Below are 14,676 nucleotides of genomic sequence, written 5' to 3' on the forward strand. Positions count from 1 at the left end.
ATCCGCCTGTCGCTGTCCCTCACGTGTGCTGTGTCCGTTGCCGCGAGGCTCAGATGATCGATTGTCGCCATGGTTTTCCTTCACGGCTGCCAGCCGAATGGTGGAGTTTCGAGGCGGTACTTCAGGAATGTCGCTCCGGTGTGGACCTGGCGGCCGGCGGCCCGCGCGCCCAGCCGGCGCAGGGCGCCAAGGTTGCGACGCGAGGGCGGCAGCAGGAACGTGACAAAGGGGATGCGCGGGTCCGATCGCGCGAAGTCCAGCGCCGCTCGTGTGATGCGCGCACCAAGGCCGAAATCCTGCGGCCGCAGGACCAGGCCGAAGTCCCACTCCTCGCCTTCCAACTGGAACCCGCCCCAGCCGACATAGCGCCCGTCGGCGAGAAAGGCCCAGTGACCGAGTCCGTCGCGCGCCCAGCAGGCCTCCTTGGCGACGACGAAGCCTTGCGCCTCGGCGTCGCCCCAGGTTCCGGTCAGCAAAGGCATGTGCGCGCGCAGGCGCGGGTCCGACATATGCGCGACCAGCTCCGCAAGCGGCACCTCGGTCAGGCGCGCAAATCGGATGGTTGGGGCCGTGCCGGTCATGCCGAATGCCGGATCGCGATACCGGCGGGCACCATCCTGCGCGAAAGCGCGCCCCCCCGACGCCTCAGGAAGGCTGCCAGCAGATCGTCGTAATTGTCGGCAACGGCGGCGCGCACGGACGGCCGGATCGCAAGCGACCGGCGCCAGGCCATCACCCGCCCGAGGCCGTCAAGACAGCCGAAGTCACCGATCCGGTCAAAGGTTTCGAAGTAGCGGAAGACCGGGGCGAAGCAGGCGTCGACCAGGCTGAAGCGGTCGCCGGCGAACCAGCGTCCGGAACCAAGCTGACCCTCCAGCACCCGGAACCGGGCGTGGAGCGCTGCGGCCTTCGCCTCCAGCGTCCCGGCATCGGGGGCAGAGTAGAAGTCTGCGATGTCGTTCAGGCACTCAGAGGCAAACCCGATCCAGGCGCGCTGCCGTGCCCGCTCCACCGGGTCTGCGGGGTGCAGGGGGCCGGGTTGCGTTTCCTCGAGGTATTCGAGGATCGCCGCGGACTCGAAGAGCGCCGCCTCTCCGACCTGCAGGACGGGCGTCCGCCCGAGCGGCGAAAGCGCCAGGAACCAGTCGGGCTTCCTGGCGAGATCCACGGTGATGCAGTCATGCGCCACGTCCTTCTCGGCCAGTGCGATGGCGATGCGCTGGACATAGGGGCAAAGCACGTGGCTGATGAGCGTGATAGGTTGAGTCATGGACCTCTCCTGCAACAGATGGCGGAAACCGGCCCGCGTGGAGCGTTGCGCGGGCCGGTTCCGTGGGGCTCTTGTCAGAGAGCTGTCGCGGCGGTGTGCTCGATCTTCGTCCAGTTGCCCTCGGCCTTCTCGATGGTGCCGGCCTGGTCCTTGAGATAGGCCTCGTAGACGTCCTTGTTGAGGAAGACATAGAGCTTGTCGTTCAGAACGGCCGCAAAGCTCGGGTCGCCATCGAACTTCTTGCCGACCGAAACGCCGAAGGCGCAGAAGCCGCCATACTGGGGCGCGTAACGTGCCGGATTCGCCTCGAACGCCTTCAGGTTCTCTTCGGAGGCGAAGTAGTAGGCGACGCCCTCATGCGCGGCTGCAAAGCTGGCGTTGCCTTCGGCGTTGGTGCCCTGGTCGAGCAGCGCGACCGGGTCGGCGCCATGCAATCCCAGCGGCGCGCCGCCGTAGGTGAGGCCGGGCGCGACATTGGCCTCGTCCGCGGCCATGGCGGGGCCGAAGGCGAGAAGGGCCGTCAGGGCGGCGGCGGTGATGGTGATCGTGCGAGACATCAGTTCTTCCTTTCAACAGGGTTGGGGCGGCCTTTTCGGGCCGGTACTGCGTTCGGCTGCGGCGCCGGGTCAGGATTGGACCTGCCGCCACATCGACTGCCTGTGCCATAGACCTCATGTATTCCGGCGTGTTAATGCCGGATGGTTCACTTTGCATGCCCGATCGTCCAGCCTTCTGGACGTACAAAGAAATCTGTGTGCAGGATGACGACATGTTGGACCTGCTCAGTGACATCCTCACCCGCCTCTCGCTTCGTGGCTCGCTCTACTTCCGGACGAGCTTCACCGAGCCCTGGGGCGTGCGCGTCCCCGCCTTCCGCGACGTCGCGCGATTCCACTTCGCCCATCGGGGCGAGGCGCTGGTGCGGGTGGCAGGGGTCGCCGTGCCCGTGCATCTGGGGCAAGGCGACCTGATCGTGATCCCCCATGGGACCGCCCATATCCTGACCTGCCGCTACACCGGCCCCGACGATGCCTTGCCTCTGGACGATGTCCTCTCCCGGTCGGGGTTTCCGGGCCACGGAACGCTGGTCTGGGGCGGGGAGGAAAGCCCGCGCGACACGCAGCTTATCTGCGGTCATTTCGCTTTGGCGGAGGGGTCGCGGCATATCCTGTTCGATCGGCTTCCGCCCTTCATCCACCTGCGCGGCTATGGTGAAGAAGCGGGCCCATGGCTCGAGGCGACGCTCAAAGTCATCGGGGCCGAAGCCGGAGGGACACGGCTTGGCGGCGACCTGATCGCACTGAAGATGTCCGAGGCGATTTTTGCCCAGGCGATCCGCGCCCACATCGAACAGGCGAACCAAGCCGATTGCGGCGTGACCGGGTTCGGCGATCCCTATCTCGCGCGGGCGCTGACCGCGTTCCACCGCGCGCCGACAGCAGACTGGACGGTGGCGCGCCTCGCGCGCGAGGCGGGGATGTCACGCACGGGATTCGCGGAACGCTTCTCGGAACGCCTGGGCGTGACGCCGATGGCCTACGTCACATCCTGGCGGATGCAGATTGCGCGCGAGGCGCTGGCGGCGCGGGGGCTGTCGGTGGCCGAGGCCGCAGAGGTATCCGGATACGCCTCCGAGTCCGCGTTCAGCCGCGTCTTCAAGAAGGAGATCGGGATTTCGCCGGCGGCCTTCCGGCAGTCGGGCCTTGCGCAGGATCTGCGTGCAACATAGCAGCCTGACGATACGTCCGGAAATCTGGACGATCTGCAACGTATTGCGAACTTCCTGAAATTCATCGTTCGAACCATGGCCCTTAACTCGGGAAGCGCGGCGGAAACGACCGCCCATCGCCTCCTCCACCGAAAGGACCATGAAACATGCGCTTCGTCACCAAGACCATTCATGCCTGGCTCGACTATCCGGTCGCGCTTGCGCTCTTTTCGCTGCCGTTTGCCCTTGGACTCGGCACCTCGCACCCGCTGGCGCTATCGATCTCGCCCACCATCGGCGTGGCCGCCTTCTTCCTGACCCTGTTCACCGATCATCACCTCGGGGCGATCCGGGTGCTGCCCTACAAGCTGCACCTCGCCGTCGATCTGGCGGTCGGCATCCTGTTCCTGATCCTTCCCTTCGCGCTCGGCTTCAGCGGTCTGGATGCGATCTACTACCTGCTGAATGGCGCCGCCGTCGTGGTGGTCATCGGCCTTTCCAAGCCCGAAACGCAAATGGCCTCGGCCTGATCCTTCGTCAGCCTGAAAGGACATATCCCATGGCTCGCATCACCCAGGTTTCCGACACCTCCGCCGCCCCCGAGGCCGCAGCACTCTTCACCGCCATCAAGGGCAAGATCGGCATGGTGCCGAACCTGTACCGCGTTGCCGCGAACCAGCCCAAGGTTCTGGCGGCCATGCTCGGCCTGAACGAGACGTTGGCGGGCGGGGCCTTCGACGCCCGCACTCGCGAGGCGATCGCGCTGGCCGTTGCCGGCGCCAACGCCTGCGACTACTGTGCCTCGGCCCATGCCGCGATCTCGGCGGGCTTGAAAGTCTCTCCATCCACGGTTGACGCGCATCTCGCGGGTCAGTCTGACGACCCGCGCACCGCAGCCATCCTGCGGCTCGCCACGGCCATCGTTACGGCGCGCGGAATGCTGGAAGATGCAGACCTCGCCTCGGCCCGTGGCGCGGGACTGAGCGAAGCCGACATTGTCGAGACCGTCGCGCAGGTGGTGGCCAACATCTTCACCAACTACCTCAACCATGTGGCGGGTACCGACATCGACTTCCCAGCCCGCAAGGTTCGCGCGGCGTAGGACATCCGGCCCGGCGGAATTGACGCCGGGCCGATCTCCTCCCGACGGTCTCAAGCACGTGAACAGGAGTTCTGCGAGGTTCAGGTCATTGGCCTCCGGCATGTCGCAGGCGAGGATAACGACGCCCCAGCCCCAAAGCCTGAGCAGGAACCGGAGAAGCTGCCAGGGGTAGGTCGGCGATGCTCAGACATGCAGAATTCTTGTCCAAGGTAGCGCAGAATCCTGCCGTACGGTAATATTCAGACCGAACCACGTGGATTTGGCTGCTGACGGCGATCGGGTCAACGTAGGAGGTTGGAGGAGTGGGGAAGGTATCAACTGGCGTCGCTCTTTTGTGCGTCTTCGGTGCCGGCGCAGCGGCGGCGGACGACAAGTTCACCATCGTCTACGAAAAAGCTCCCTGGACGGTGTTCAAGTTTGTCGGCACGGACCAAGGCGATCCACCTGACTACTGCAGTGCCAGGTCGGCTCGATCGACCGGGTTCCTTGAACTCATAGGGCAAGAGGCGACCAGTTGCGTGAGTGCGGAGGACCAGCAATGGACGTTCAGCAAGCGCACAGACGAGGTCGGGTTTTTCATCGGCAGCTCTGGCTTCTACGTCAGCAACGGGAACTACTTTTCGAACGGCCTGCAGATTTGCGCCGAGACCGCGGCAATCGATAGCCTCATCGACGCAATCTGGTCGGCGAAAGGCGACAGGATCGATGCCTATGACTTCAAGCACAGGAAGATCGGCAGCTTCCCGGGCTCAGGGCGAAGTCCGGCGCTGAAGGCATGGAGGGCTTGCCGAGATGCGCTTTAGGCACCGACAGGCCGGCGGACCGCCGCGGAGTGCAGCATTTGTTCCGCGCGAACCGCGGGCCTATGGTGCATTCAGTCCTGAGATGCGGCAGAATGTCGGAGGCAGCCATGTATCGCACGATCCTCTTGGCGTATGACGGATCCATCGAGGGACGCCTCGCCTTGCGCGAAGGCGCGCGGCTGGCCCAGGTCTGTGGAGCGCGCGTCGTGCTGATGGCCGTCGTGGAACCCACGCCCGAATTTGTCGCCGGCGATGGCAGTGCGGTCTACATTCCGCCGGACCGGACCGAGGAATTCCAGAAGATCCTTGATGAGGGCAAGGCACGTCTGATCCGAATGGGCCTTGTCCCCGAGGCGCGACTGGAAAGGGGCGACCCTACAGAGCAGATCTGCAAGGCAGCGCAGGAAATCGCCGCTGACCTGGTCGTCGTCGGGCATCACAAGCAGGGGGCGATGGCCAGGTGGTTGAAAGGGTCAGTCACGGCATCTCTCAGCGACACCCTGAACTGCAGCCTGCTGGTTGCACGGCTCGAGATTTCCGATGAAGCGCTGTTTGGCGGGCCTGTGCCCTGATCGTCAGATTTCAGGACCCTGTTCCCGGTGAGAACCGGCGGCCTTTTCCCTGAACCCTGCGCCCGGCAACACATGGTGTGAATGCCGTGCCATTCAGCGAGAGCAACGGATCGGGACAGCCTGACGGCGGACTTCGGAACCCGACGGGTTCCATGCGCTTGCCCTTGCCGGCAGCCCTTTGACATCCCCCACATTCCACCGGCCTCCGCGCCTTGTCCTGATCCCGTTCTGAGGCTCGTTACCAAGCGTCTCAAAAAGTGCGTCAAGCCGCACAAACTCGCCACTGTCGCCGTCGCGCGCGGGCTCATCACCACCGCAAACGTGATCCTCAAATCCGGAACCCTTGGCGACATCAGATCACTGCATAGACACAGTCGCTAGCGCGTTGATCTTACAGGCGGCTTGCCTTCCTTGGGGCAGATTTGGCTTGGCGATCCAAACGGTGTTTACTATACTAGATTTTGTTCTGGCCATATCTGGCCGCGGCGAGAGCCTTTGATCAAAGGCTTGCACGTACTCAAGTTTCCATGCGTGCGATCGCCAGCATCTTCCAGATCTAGCGTAGGGGCTCTCCGACCTGACCGTCGGGATTTGCCGCGCCGAGGCCATGAGGTGGTCTATTGCATATCCGACTTATATCCATCGAACAACTGGCCCAAGAGCTAGGCTACTCCGGGGCGAATTCATCCTGCAGAAATTGGCTTGCCAACTTGAGGATCACGCCCGTTCCCGGTCGCCGTGGATGGTACGATCCTCTTCTGGTTCGGCGGCGCCTCGATGAGGCGCAGGGGCTGTCACGTCATGCTTCAGAAGCCTCCAGTGCCAATACACCCATCAGCCTGACCGAGCAGCGGAGGGTACGCCGTGGCCACGCCTAAGCTTCCGCCCCGGGTACACCGCGTTCGCCGAGCAGTTAAGCAGGGCGTACGGTTCCACTTCTATGCCTGGCGCGGAGGTCCGAAGTTCTGGGTCGACGACAGGGCCTTCCCGCTGGATCCGGCATTTTACACCGAGTACGCACGCGTTATCGCTCGACCAAAGCGCTCGACCTACATGACTTCAACAATGGTCGATGACTTCCTCTCGAGCGCGCATATGCCCCGGGGAGCCAGAACCAGGGAGGATTACCGACTTTGGGCCCTTCGCTTCGCCGAAGCGTTCAAGGACGATCCAGCGGCCCTGTTCGAGGAACCAGAATCGCGCAAGGAGGTGGACGACTGGCGAAGGGCCTGGGCGCATTCGCCCAAGCAGCATGACTACGCCGGTACGGTTGTCACCCGTATCCTCAACTGGGCGCGCGATGACGCGCGCGCGATCCGCGCCCACCATTGCGACAAGTTGAAGCGCCTTTACGAAGTGAACCGCTCGGACATCGTCTGGTCTGCGTCACACAGGGACGCGGTCTGTGCGATCGCTCCGGCCTGGGTCAGACGCATCTTGATCGCCGCCTGCGAGACGGGTCTTAGACCAGGAGATCTCATTCGGCTCACCCGGGCTCACATTCAGACGACACCGAAAGGCCAGCGCATCCAGCTTCGAACCAACAAGCGGAAGCAGATGGCGACTCTCCCCGTCACTCCGGAAATGGCGGCCATCATAGCGGACACACCGGATGACAGGATGCTCATACTGACCAACGCATCCGGTGAGCCTCTCACCGAGCACCGCATATCGGAAGGCTTGCGTCAGTGGCGCGACAAGGCTGGTCTTACCGAGGACGCCCTCGGGTATTCGTTGCGCCTCTATGACACCCGCGGGACGGCGGCGACGCGTCTTTTGAATCACGGGCTGACCCTGAAGGAAATTGCCCAGCACATGGGATGGTCGCTACGTACAGCGGCGAACATGATCGAAAAATATGCCCGGGTTTCGCCGGATGAAACCGACACGATTCTTCACAAGCTGACTACCGCACAGCGGACCGGAACGCGAACAAAAGTGTAAACGCACCTGTAAACGCTGGTGGCCCGCGCAGTTGCATGATGTACTAAGTTGTTGATTTTGTTTGGAGGCGGGTACCGGAATCGAACCGGTCTTCACGGATTTGCAATCCGCTGCGTAACCTCTCCGCCAACCCGCCGAAGATGTGGCGGAGATATACCATGGCAAAACGCCGCGCAACCCGTTGCGCGATGCATTCCGCGGTCTGCACCCGTTGCCGATCGTTCCGTTCTGTGGCAAGACGAAACCCGACCGGAAATCATACCGAAGAGTTCAGTCGATGACCGATTTCGCCGCCCGCCGTACCATGATGGTGGACAACCAGGTTCGCCCCAATGATGTGACGAAGTTTCCCATCATCGAGGCGATGCTCGCCATTCCGCGTGAGGTCTTCGTGCCGGGCGCCAAGCGCGAGGCGGCCTATGTCGGCGAAAACCTCGACCTGGGCGGCGGGCGGGTGATGCTCGAGCCGCGTACCCTGGCCAAGATGCTCGACGCGCTCGACATCGGGCCCGGTGACCTGGTGCTCGATATCGGTTGCGGGCTGGGGTATTCCTCGGCCGTGATGTCCCGCATGGCCGAGGCGGTCGTGGCGGTGGAAGAGGACGCCGGACTGGCCGGACAGGCCGAGGCGCTTCTGGCGGCGGAAGGCTGCGACAACGCCGCCGTGATCGAGGCGCCGCTGTCGGCCGGGTCGGCAAAGCACGGCCCCTATGACGTCATCGCGATACAGGGCGCCGCCGAAACGGTGCCGCAGGCGCTGCTCGACCAGTTGAAGGAAGGCGGCCGCATCGGCGCCATCTTCATGGAAGGGGCACTCGGAGTCTGCCGCATCGGACACAAGATCGATGGGCGCGTGAACTGGCGCTTCGCCTTCAACGCCGCAGCACCGGTCCTGCCGGGGTTCGAGGCGGCACACGGCTTCACGCTCTGATCCGCGGACGGCCTTCGCCTCGGAACGCGGCGGGAAGAAAGGGAACGGGAATGAGGGCAGGTATCCGCAGGACGCTTCTGGCATCGGCCGTCGCGATGATGTCGATACTTGGCGCGCAGGCCGGTGCGGAGACGCTCGCCGACGCCCTCGCCGCGGCCTACCGCAATTCAAACCTGCTTGAACAGAATCGTGCCGTTCTGCGCGCCGCTGACGAGGATTTCGCCGGCGCCATCGCGACCCTGCGGCCGGTCGTGTCCTGGATCGCATCGGTCGACTACACCGACAGCCCCGCGGGCGACAGCCTGGACGCCGCGCTGACGCTGGCCGCGCAGTGGACCGTCTACGATTTCGGCCGGCGCGAGTTGCAGATCGAAGCCGCGAAGCAGGCGGTCCTGGCCACGCGCGACGCTCTGGTGCAGGTGGAACAGCAGGTTCTGCTGACCGCCGTCGTCGCCTACATGGATGTCCGCAACGCAATCGAGAACCTGGCCATCACCGAAAACTCGGTCAAGGTGATCGGTGAGGAACTGAAGGCCGCGGAGGACCGCTTCTCGGTCGGTGAGGTCACGCGGACCGATGTCGCGCTGGCTGAGGCACGGCTGGCATCGGCGCGGGCCTCGCTTGCCGCGGCGGAGGGGGCGCTGGCGTCGGCGCGCGAATCCTATCGTGCCGCGACGGGTGGCTACCCCGGAACGCTCGCGGGTCCGCCGCGGACGCCGGAATTGCCCCGCAGCGTCGACGAGGCGCAGTCCATCGCGCAGCGTATCCATCCGACGATCCGGCAGGCGCAGGAACAGGCGAAGGGCGCCGACATTCTGGTCGAGATCGCGGCGGCAGAGCGGCGCCCGCAGATCGACCTGTCCACCTCCGTTTCGCGGATTGAAGGTGGTGAGAACAATGCCACCATCGGCCTCGACCTGCGCCAGACGATCTATTCCGGCGGCGCGCTTCCAGCCGCCCACCGCAGGGCTATCGCCAATCGCGATGCTGCGCGTGCGGCGCTGCTGCAATCGGGCGTCATCATCGCGCAGAATGTCGGCAACAGCTGGGCCGCGATCGATGTCGCGCGCGCACAGATCACCGCCACGCAGCGGCAGGTCGAGGCGGCGACCATCGCCTATGAGGGCGTCCGCGAGGAGGCCCGCCTGGGCGCGCGCACCACGCTTGACGTGTTGGATACCGAGCAGGACCTGCTTGACGCCAAGGCCGCACGAATCAACGCCGAGACACAGCTTCAGGTTGCCACCTACTCGCTCCTGTCCTCGATGGGGCTTCTGACCGCCGAGCATCTGAAGCTGGGCGTGCCGACCTATGACCCGGAAGCCTATTTCAACGCCGTCAAGTCGGCGCCGCATACCTCTGTGCAGGGCGAAAGCCTGGACCGCGTCCTGAAGGCAATCGGAAAGAAGTAATATTTTGCAACCTGTTGTCGGAAGCGGTCCGGAGGTCTAGACTGCCCCGCAAACAGGAGCGGAGCCGCCATGTCTGATCACCGGACCAACCTGGACGTCGAGGATGTCCTGTCGTCCATCCGTCGGCTGGTGTCACAGGACGCGCGCGCGGCGTGTCCGGTCGCACCCGCATCGATGGAAAAACTGGTCCTGACGCCCGCCCTGCGCGTGAACGACGCGGGCCTTGTCGGCCCCGGCGAGGCCGCGTCGGAGGAACGCGACAGGCTGGAGGAGACGATCGTCGAGCTTGAGGCGGCGGTTGCCAATCTTCAGGCGGAATTCGAGGCGGACGACGGTGACGCGCCCGCCGCGGTGGCGCAGGCCGTCGACTTCGGGCCGGAGTTCGATCTGGAACCCGTCGATGAGGACGGGACGCCGGCTGAGGAAGCGCTGGAAGCGTCCGCGACGGACGGGCAGGCGGAGGATCTGGCCGCCGCCGAGGACCGGGACTGGCCCGAAGCCCCCGACACCGATGCGGCGGAGGATGAGGCTTCCGCCGTCGAGGCCCGCTCGGACGTGATCGATGCGGACGACGGCACCACGGACGAGGCCGACGCGCACGAGGCGGTGGATGCGAGCGAAGCGCCCGCCTTCGCCGGAAGCGACGAGATCGAGGACGCGATCATCCTCGATGATATCGAGGACGCCGAAGAGGTGGCCGAAGTGGAACCGGCTGCCGTGGAAGGCGCGCCTGACGGGGACCGGGACGACGCGCCCGAATTGGCGGAACACCGGGATCGGCTACACCTCGGCGCAGGACCGGAGGTCGAGAGTGCAGCGGATGAGGCGCAGTTCGACGAAGGGGAATTCGACGATTACGAAGAAGCCGAGCCGGTCGATGGTGACGCCCGATCGCCCGGCTTTGCGCAGCGCGCATCGGTGATGGAGCCGGGCGAGATCGACAACGATCTTCTGCGGACGATGGTCGCGACGCTGGTCCGCGAGGAACTGCAGGGCGCGCTGGGAGAGCGGATGACGGACCGGCTGCGCAAGCTGGTCCGGCGTGAGGTCCAGATCGCGCTTGGCCAGCGGGAGCGGGACTGACCGCACGCTCCTCCACACGCCTCCACACGGCGCGCCGAAACGCAAACGCGCCCCGGATGGGGCGCGGGCGTTGCGGTCCGGTAGTGGGGCGGGTTCAGGCCGCTTCGGCCTCTTCCGCGGCGGCGCGGCGTTCGCTTTCCTCGCGCGAAAGCGCGACCGAGGTCCGCACGCCCTTCGAGACGAACTCCATCAGGCCCTTCACCACACGCTCGTTCGGGTCGATCCCGGCGCAGGACAGGACTTCGCGCCCGTCGCGGGACCGCGCCCAGCGGGCGATCTGCTCGGGGCCATTGCCATATTTCTTGTCATCGGCGATTGCATCGTCGAGTGCGGCCAGCACCACGGCGGCGAAGAGTTTCCGCGACCGTTGACCCTGCTCGTGGTTGAATGCGGTGCCATCAACGAAATCCCGCATCGTGCGCTTCCCTTTTTTATTGCTCTTGCGTTTCCCGGAGTGGGCTGAATATGACTATTCGCCCCTGATTCGGTATTACCTGTTTGCGATAGCAGCCTTGCGCCTATTGCATAGCTGGCGCGAAGCCGGCCCTGCATCTTGTTGGCTTGCCAGACAGAGGCCCGGCATATATAGGAGCCGGCGATCCCCATTCAACCTTTTATCAAGGTTCTTACGATGCCCAAGATCAACGGCAATGAAATCCGCCCCGGCAACGTGCTGGAGCATGAGGGCGGCCTTTGGGCTGCGGTGAAGGTCAACCACGTCAAGCCCGGCAAGGGCGGCGCGTTCGCGCAGGTGGAACTGAAGAACCTGCGCGACGGACGCAAGCTGAACGAGCGGTTCCGGTCGGAAGACAAGGTGGAACAGGTCCGGCTTGAGCAGAAGGACCAGCAGTTCCTCTATGAAAACGACGGCATGCTCGTCTTCATGGACAACGAGACCTTCGAGCAGATCGAGCTTCCGGCCGACCTGCTGGGCGACCGCCGCCCGTTCCTTCAGGACGGCATGGTGGCGACGATCGAATACTACGGGGAGGAGGCCCTGTCGGTCTCGATCCCGCAGAAGGTCACCTGCAAGGTGGTCGAGACCGAGCCGGTGGTGAAGGGTCAGACGGCCGCCAACAGCTACAAGCCCGCGATCCTCGACAACGGCGTGCGCATCATGGTGCCGCCGTTCATCGGCCAGGATGAAGACATCATCGTCCACACCGAGACGATGGAATATTCCGAACGCGCCTGAGATTTCCGGTCGCGCCGCGCGACCGCAACAGACGGGCCGCCCCTTTCGGGCGGCCCTTTGCGTTCACGGAAGCTGAATCCTGGCCCCTCCCGCGATCAGCGGTCCTTCGGCCCGGTCGAAGCGGAGATACGCGATCGCACGCTCGCCCGCGCGGGTGAAAAGCCGCCCCGCCGGTTTGCCATCTGCCGTGATCTCCGTGCCGGGCGCCGCGTCGCCCGTGACCTGCACCGTGAGAAGGCCTTTTCTCAGGTCGGTCTTGTGCTTCATGCGGGCGGTCACCTCTTGCCCGACATAACACCCCTTGCGGAAGTCGACGCCGTGCAGACGTTCGAACCCGCATTCGAGGATGTAGCTTTCGTCCGGCAGCAGCTCGATCCCCGTCTCGGGGATGCAATGCGCGACCCTGATGGCGTCCCAGTCGGTGACGGGGCCGGTGCCCTCAGCATGCCCGTACTGCCGCCAGCCGAGCGTGGGATGGCGCGGGTCGTCGAAGGCGCCCGCAGGCCGGGGGCCGAGACCGCGCGAGACGTGCAGCTCCGTCGTCTCGATCGCGACATCGGCGCGAAGCCGGTACATGGCCAGCCGCCGCGCGAGGCCCGGCGCAAGGTCGGAGGCGACGTCGAGCAGGATGCCGTCCCCGTCCGGGGCCAGAAAGAAATCGGCAAGGAACTTGCCCTGCGGGGTCAGAAGCGCTGCATAGACAAGGCCCCTGTCGGTACCGCGCACGTCGTTGGTCACAAGGTTCTGGAGGAAGGAGACCCGATCCTGCCCCGAAATCCGCAGGACCGTGCGCCCGTCGATCCGCTCATCGATCCGCTCGGCCATTCGCCCCGCCTTTCCTGCGATCACTCGGTAAACTGAAGCCGGCAGAGCCCGGCATAAAGCCCGCCCTTTGCCAGAAGCGCGTCGTGCGTACCCTCTTCCACGACGCGGCCATGATCAAGGACCACGATCTTGTCGGCATTGCGCACCGTCGCAAGTCGGTGGGCGATGACCAGGGTCGTGCGCCCCTCGCTCAGCCGGTCGAGCGCGTCCTGCACCAACCGCTCGCTCGTCGCGTCGAGCGCCGAGGTCGCTTCGTCCAGAAGCAGGATCGGAGCATCGCGCAGGATCGCGCGGGCGATCGCCACGCGCTGGCGCTGGCCACCCGAAAGGGCGGAGCCACGCGGCCCGGCAGGCGTCTCGAGCCCCAGCGGCAGGGTATCGACGAACTCCGTCACATGCGCGGCGGCGAGTGCGCGCGCAAGCGCCTCGGGGCTGATGTCGTCCCGCCCCAGAAGGATGTTCTCACGGATGGTCTCGTCGAACAGCGAGGATTCCTGCGACACCACCGAGAACTGGTCGCGCAGGTGATCGAGGTCAACGTCGCGAATGTCTTGCCCGCCCAGCTCGATGCGCCCGGACTGCGGGTCCACGAGCCGCGTCAGAAGGTTGAAGATGGTGGATTTTCCGGCGCCAGAGGGTCCGACAAGGGCGGTCGTCCGGCCCGGTTCGGCGGTGAAGCTGACGCCGCGCAGCACGGCGTGTTCGCCGTAGCTGAGGCTGACGCTCTCGAACCGCAGGCCGGTGTCGGCCAGCGCGAGGTGCGTCGGGGCCGCCGGATGCGACTGCACCACCGGCGCGCGGTCCAGAAGCCCGTAGATGCGCCGGAGGCTGACGGCCGCGGTCTGCCACTGCCCGGCCATGTCGCCCAGCCGCCGCAGCGGCTGGAAAGCCAGCGTCATGGCGCTGAAGAAAGCCATGAACTCTCCCACGGTACGCTCGCCCCGGGCGATCTCGCCGCCCCCGAAGATGATCACGGTGAAAAAGCCGATGCCGGTCACGATGTCGATCATCGCGGGAACCGTCACCCGGCTTGCGGTCGACTTGGTTTCCGCGCTGACGATCGAGGCGACGATGCGGGTGAAGCGACCCAGCTGGTAGTTTTCGATCCGGTTCAGCTTGATCGCGGTGATGCCGTGGAATATCTCGTCAAGCCGGGTCGCCCGGCGCCCCGCCTGTTCGCGCAGTTGCGCAACCTTGCGCCGGATGTAGCGCTGAACCGCAAGCGCGGGCAGGATCAGCAGGGGCGTTCCCACAACGGCGAAGGCGGCCCAGACCGGATCGACCGAAACGGCGACGACCGTCAGCGCCACAAGGGAAACGGAATCGCGCCCGACACCGGTGATCAGCAGGCTCCAGACGCCCTGAACCGCCGCGGTATCCCCCTGGACACGCTCGATCAGCTGGCCGGGCGGGTTGACCTGGAAGAACCCGCCGTCAAGCGTCAGGATGTGTCGCAGCAGGTCCACCTGCATCGCCGCGGAGGTCCGCTGCGCAATCGCTGTCAGCATCGTACGGCTGGCGACCAGCGTCACCGCGCGGACCAGGAACAGCGACAGGATGAAGCCGCCGATGACCCAGATCGCGCCCAGTTCCCCGCCGACGAAGACGCGGTCGAACAGGGGTTCGAGAGCATAGGACAGCAAGGCGAGCGTGGAACCCTCGATCACCATGAGAGCGAGCGCCACCGCCATGCCCAGCCGGTGCGCGCGCAGGTAGTCGCGCCAGAGCCTGGCGAGCAGGCGGCGGGAAGTCATCTGGGCCTGCGCGTCGATCGCGGCGTCCAAGGTCGTGTCCGGCGTTGCTACGGTTCGCGGCGATCTAGCCCGAAGCC

Annotated in this window: 15 protein-coding genes, 1 tRNA gene and 1 pseudogene; 10 read left to right on the forward strand and 7 right to left on the reverse strand. The window is 65.1% G+C overall.

The annotated features are described in order from the left end of the window. Nucleotides 1–80 precede the first annotated feature (80 nt). From N5I32_RS12605 to N5I32_RS21420, 3 genes and pseudogenes are all read right to left on the reverse strand, one after another. Nucleotides 81–581 (reverse strand): GNAT family N-acetyltransferase, encoded by a 501-nt coding sequence (locus tag N5I32_RS12605; RefSeq protein ID WP_261496230.1) that lies wholly within the window; start codon nt 579–581, stop codon nt 81–83. Then, the gene (locus N5I32_RS12610; RefSeq protein WP_261496231.1) at nt 578–1,270 is read right to left on the reverse strand and encodes a glutathione S-transferase family protein; all 693 of its coding nucleotides are present in this window, start codon (nt 1,268–1,270) and stop codon (nt 578–580) included. The genes N5I32_RS12605 and N5I32_RS12610 overlap by 4 nt, the downstream gene beginning before the upstream one ends. Nucleotides 1,271–1,344: 74 nt before the next feature. Next, nucleotides 1,345–1,644: pseudogene (locus N5I32_RS21420) on the reverse strand (YHS domain-containing (seleno)protein); the annotation flags it as partial. Nucleotides 1,645–2,039: 395 nt separating this feature from the next. On the opposite strand from N5I32_RS21420, the gene N5I32_RS12620 reads away from it, so the two are divergent. The 6 genes from N5I32_RS12620 (at nt 2,040) to N5I32_RS12645 (ending at nt 7,399) form a co-directional block, all read left to right on the forward strand. Further along, entirely contained in the window at nt 2,040–2,999 is a 960-nt protein-coding gene (locus tag N5I32_RS12620) for an AraC family transcriptional regulator (RefSeq protein ID WP_261496233.1), read from the forward strand. Nucleotides 3,000–3,145: 146 nt separating this feature from the next. Beyond that, nucleotides 3,146–3,508, forward strand: coding sequence for a hypothetical protein (locus tag N5I32_RS12625; RefSeq protein WP_261496234.1), 363 nt, complete (start codon nt 3,146–3,148; stop codon nt 3,506–3,508). A 29-nt stretch (nt 3,509–3,537) separates the two neighbouring features. After that, entirely contained in the window at nt 3,538–4,080 is a 543-nt protein-coding gene (locus N5I32_RS12630; RefSeq protein ID WP_261496235.1) for a carboxymuconolactone decarboxylase family protein, read from the forward strand. 302 nt (nt 4,081–4,382) lie between these two features. Next, a complete protein-coding gene (locus N5I32_RS12635; protein ID WP_261496236.1) occupies nt 4,383–4,883 on the forward strand; it encodes a hypothetical protein in 501 nt (166 codons plus the stop codon). A gap of 107 nt (nt 4,884–4,990) precedes the next feature. Next, nucleotides 4,991–5,455 (forward strand): universal stress protein, encoded by a 465-nt coding sequence (locus tag N5I32_RS12640; protein ID WP_261496237.1) that lies wholly within the window; start codon nt 4,991–4,993, stop codon nt 5,453–5,455. 1,065 nt (nt 5,456–6,520) lie between these two features. Continuing rightward, on the forward strand, nt 6,521–7,399 hold the full coding sequence (locus N5I32_RS12645) for a tyrosine-type recombinase/integrase (RefSeq protein ID WP_261496238.1): 879 nt from the start codon (nt 6,521–6,523) through the stop codon (nt 7,397–7,399). 62 nt (nt 7,400–7,461) lie between these two features. Here the strand turns inward: N5I32_RS12645 and N5I32_RS12650 are convergent. Further along, nucleotides 7,462–7,535 (reverse strand) — tRNA-Cys (locus tag N5I32_RS12650). Nucleotides 7,536–7,676: 141 nt separating this feature from the next. On the opposite strand from N5I32_RS12650, the gene N5I32_RS12655 reads away from it, so the two are divergent. The 3 genes from N5I32_RS12655 to N5I32_RS12665 all read left to right on the forward strand — a co-directional run bounded on the left by N5I32_RS12655 (nt 7,677) and on the right by N5I32_RS12665 (nt 10,825). Next, nucleotides 7,677–8,330: a protein-L-isoaspartate O-methyltransferase family protein gene (locus N5I32_RS12655; protein ID WP_261496239.1), complete on the forward strand. Its 654-nt coding sequence runs from the start codon at nt 7,677–7,679 to the stop codon at nt 8,328–8,330. Nucleotides 8,331–8,380: 50 nt separating this feature from the next. Then, nucleotides 8,381–9,742 carry a TolC family outer membrane protein gene (locus tag N5I32_RS12660; protein ID WP_261496240.1) on the forward strand — a complete coding sequence of 454 codons (1,362 nt, stop codon included), beginning with the start codon at nt 8,381–8,383 and terminating at the stop codon, nt 9,740–9,742. A 69-nt stretch (nt 9,743–9,811) separates the two neighbouring features. Then, a complete protein-coding gene (locus N5I32_RS12665) occupies nt 9,812–10,825 on the forward strand; it encodes a prolipoprotein diacylglyceryl transferase (RefSeq protein ID WP_261496241.1) in 1,014 nt (337 codons plus the stop codon). 94 nt (nt 10,826–10,919) lie between these two features. Here the strand turns inward: N5I32_RS12665 and N5I32_RS12670 are convergent, their stop codons facing one another. Further along, the gene (locus N5I32_RS12670) at nt 10,920–11,240 is read right to left on the reverse strand and encodes a DUF6280 family protein (RefSeq protein ID WP_261496242.1); all 321 of its coding nucleotides are present in this window, start codon (nt 11,238–11,240) and stop codon (nt 10,920–10,922) included. 216 nt (nt 11,241–11,456) lie between these two features. On the opposite strand from N5I32_RS12670, the gene efp reads away from it, so the two are divergent. Further along, a complete protein-coding gene (gene efp, locus N5I32_RS12675; protein WP_261496243.1) occupies nt 11,457–12,020 on the forward strand; it encodes an elongation factor P in 564 nt (187 codons plus the stop codon). Between the two features lie 63 nt (nt 12,021–12,083). Here the strand turns inward: efp and ygfZ are convergent, their stop codons facing one another. Further along, nucleotides 12,084–12,845 carry a CAF17-like 4Fe-4S cluster assembly/insertion protein YgfZ gene (gene ygfZ, locus N5I32_RS12680; RefSeq protein ID WP_261496244.1) on the reverse strand — a complete coding sequence of 254 codons (762 nt, stop codon included), beginning with the start codon at nt 12,843–12,845 and terminating at the stop codon, nt 12,084–12,086. 20 nt (nt 12,846–12,865) lie between these two features. Beyond that, nucleotides 12,866–14,599, reverse strand: coding sequence for an ABC transporter ATP-binding protein (locus N5I32_RS12685; protein WP_261496683.1), 1,734 nt, complete (start codon nt 14,597–14,599; stop codon nt 12,866–12,868). Nucleotides 14,600–14,676: the final 77 nt, after the last annotated feature.

This window comes from Albidovulum sediminis, from assembly GCF_025380365.1.
In the GTDB taxonomy this organism is placed as follows: Bacteria; Pseudomonadota; Alphaproteobacteria; order Rhodobacterales; family Rhodobacteraceae; genus Albidovulum; species Albidovulum sediminis.

Excerpts from the sequence above, each read along its gene's own strand:
- N5I32_RS12605 (WP_261496230.1), bottom strand. The coding sequence starts at position 581 with ATGACCGGCACGGCCCCAACCATCCGATTTGCGCGCCTGACCGAGGTG.
- N5I32_RS12610 (WP_261496231.1), bottom strand. The coding sequence starts at position 1,270 with ATGACTCAACCTATCACGCTCATCAGCCACGTGCTTTGCCCCTATGTC.
- N5I32_RS12620 (WP_261496233.1), top strand. The coding sequence starts at position 2,040 with ATGTTGGACCTGCTCAGTGACATCCTCACCCGCCTCTCGCTTCGTGGC.
- N5I32_RS12625 (WP_261496234.1), top strand. The coding sequence starts at position 3,146 with ATGCGCTTCGTCACCAAGACCATTCATGCCTGGCTCGACTATCCGGTC.
- N5I32_RS12630 (WP_261496235.1), top strand. The coding sequence starts at position 3,538 with ATGGCTCGCATCACCCAGGTTTCCGACACCTCCGCCGCCCCCGAGGCC.
- N5I32_RS12640 (WP_261496237.1), top strand. The coding sequence starts at position 4,991 with ATGTATCGCACGATCCTCTTGGCGTATGACGGATCCATCGAGGGACGC.
- N5I32_RS12645 (WP_261496238.1), top strand. The coding sequence starts at position 6,521 with ATGGTCGATGACTTCCTCTCGAGCGCGCATATGCCCCGGGGAGCCAGA.
- N5I32_RS12655 (WP_261496239.1), top strand. The coding sequence starts at position 7,677 with ATGACCGATTTCGCCGCCCGCCGTACCATGATGGTGGACAACCAGGTT.
- N5I32_RS12660 (WP_261496240.1), top strand. The coding sequence starts at position 8,381 with ATGAGGGCAGGTATCCGCAGGACGCTTCTGGCATCGGCCGTCGCGATG.
- N5I32_RS12665 (WP_261496241.1), top strand. The coding sequence starts at position 9,812 with ATGTCTGATCACCGGACCAACCTGGACGTCGAGGATGTCCTGTCGTCC.
- N5I32_RS12670 (WP_261496242.1), bottom strand. The coding sequence starts at position 11,240 with ATGCGGGATTTCGTTGATGGCACCGCATTCAACCACGAGCAGGGTCAA.
- efp (WP_261496243.1), top strand. The coding sequence starts at position 11,457 with ATGCCCAAGATCAACGGCAATGAAATCCGCCCCGGCAACGTGCTGGAG.
- ygfZ (WP_261496244.1), bottom strand. The coding sequence starts at position 12,845 with ATGGCCGAGCGGATCGATGAGCGGATCGACGGGCGCACGGTCCTGCGG.
- N5I32_RS12685 (WP_261496683.1), bottom strand. The coding sequence starts at position 14,599 with ATGACTTCCCGCCGCCTGCTCGCCAGGCTCTGGCGCGACTACCTGCGC.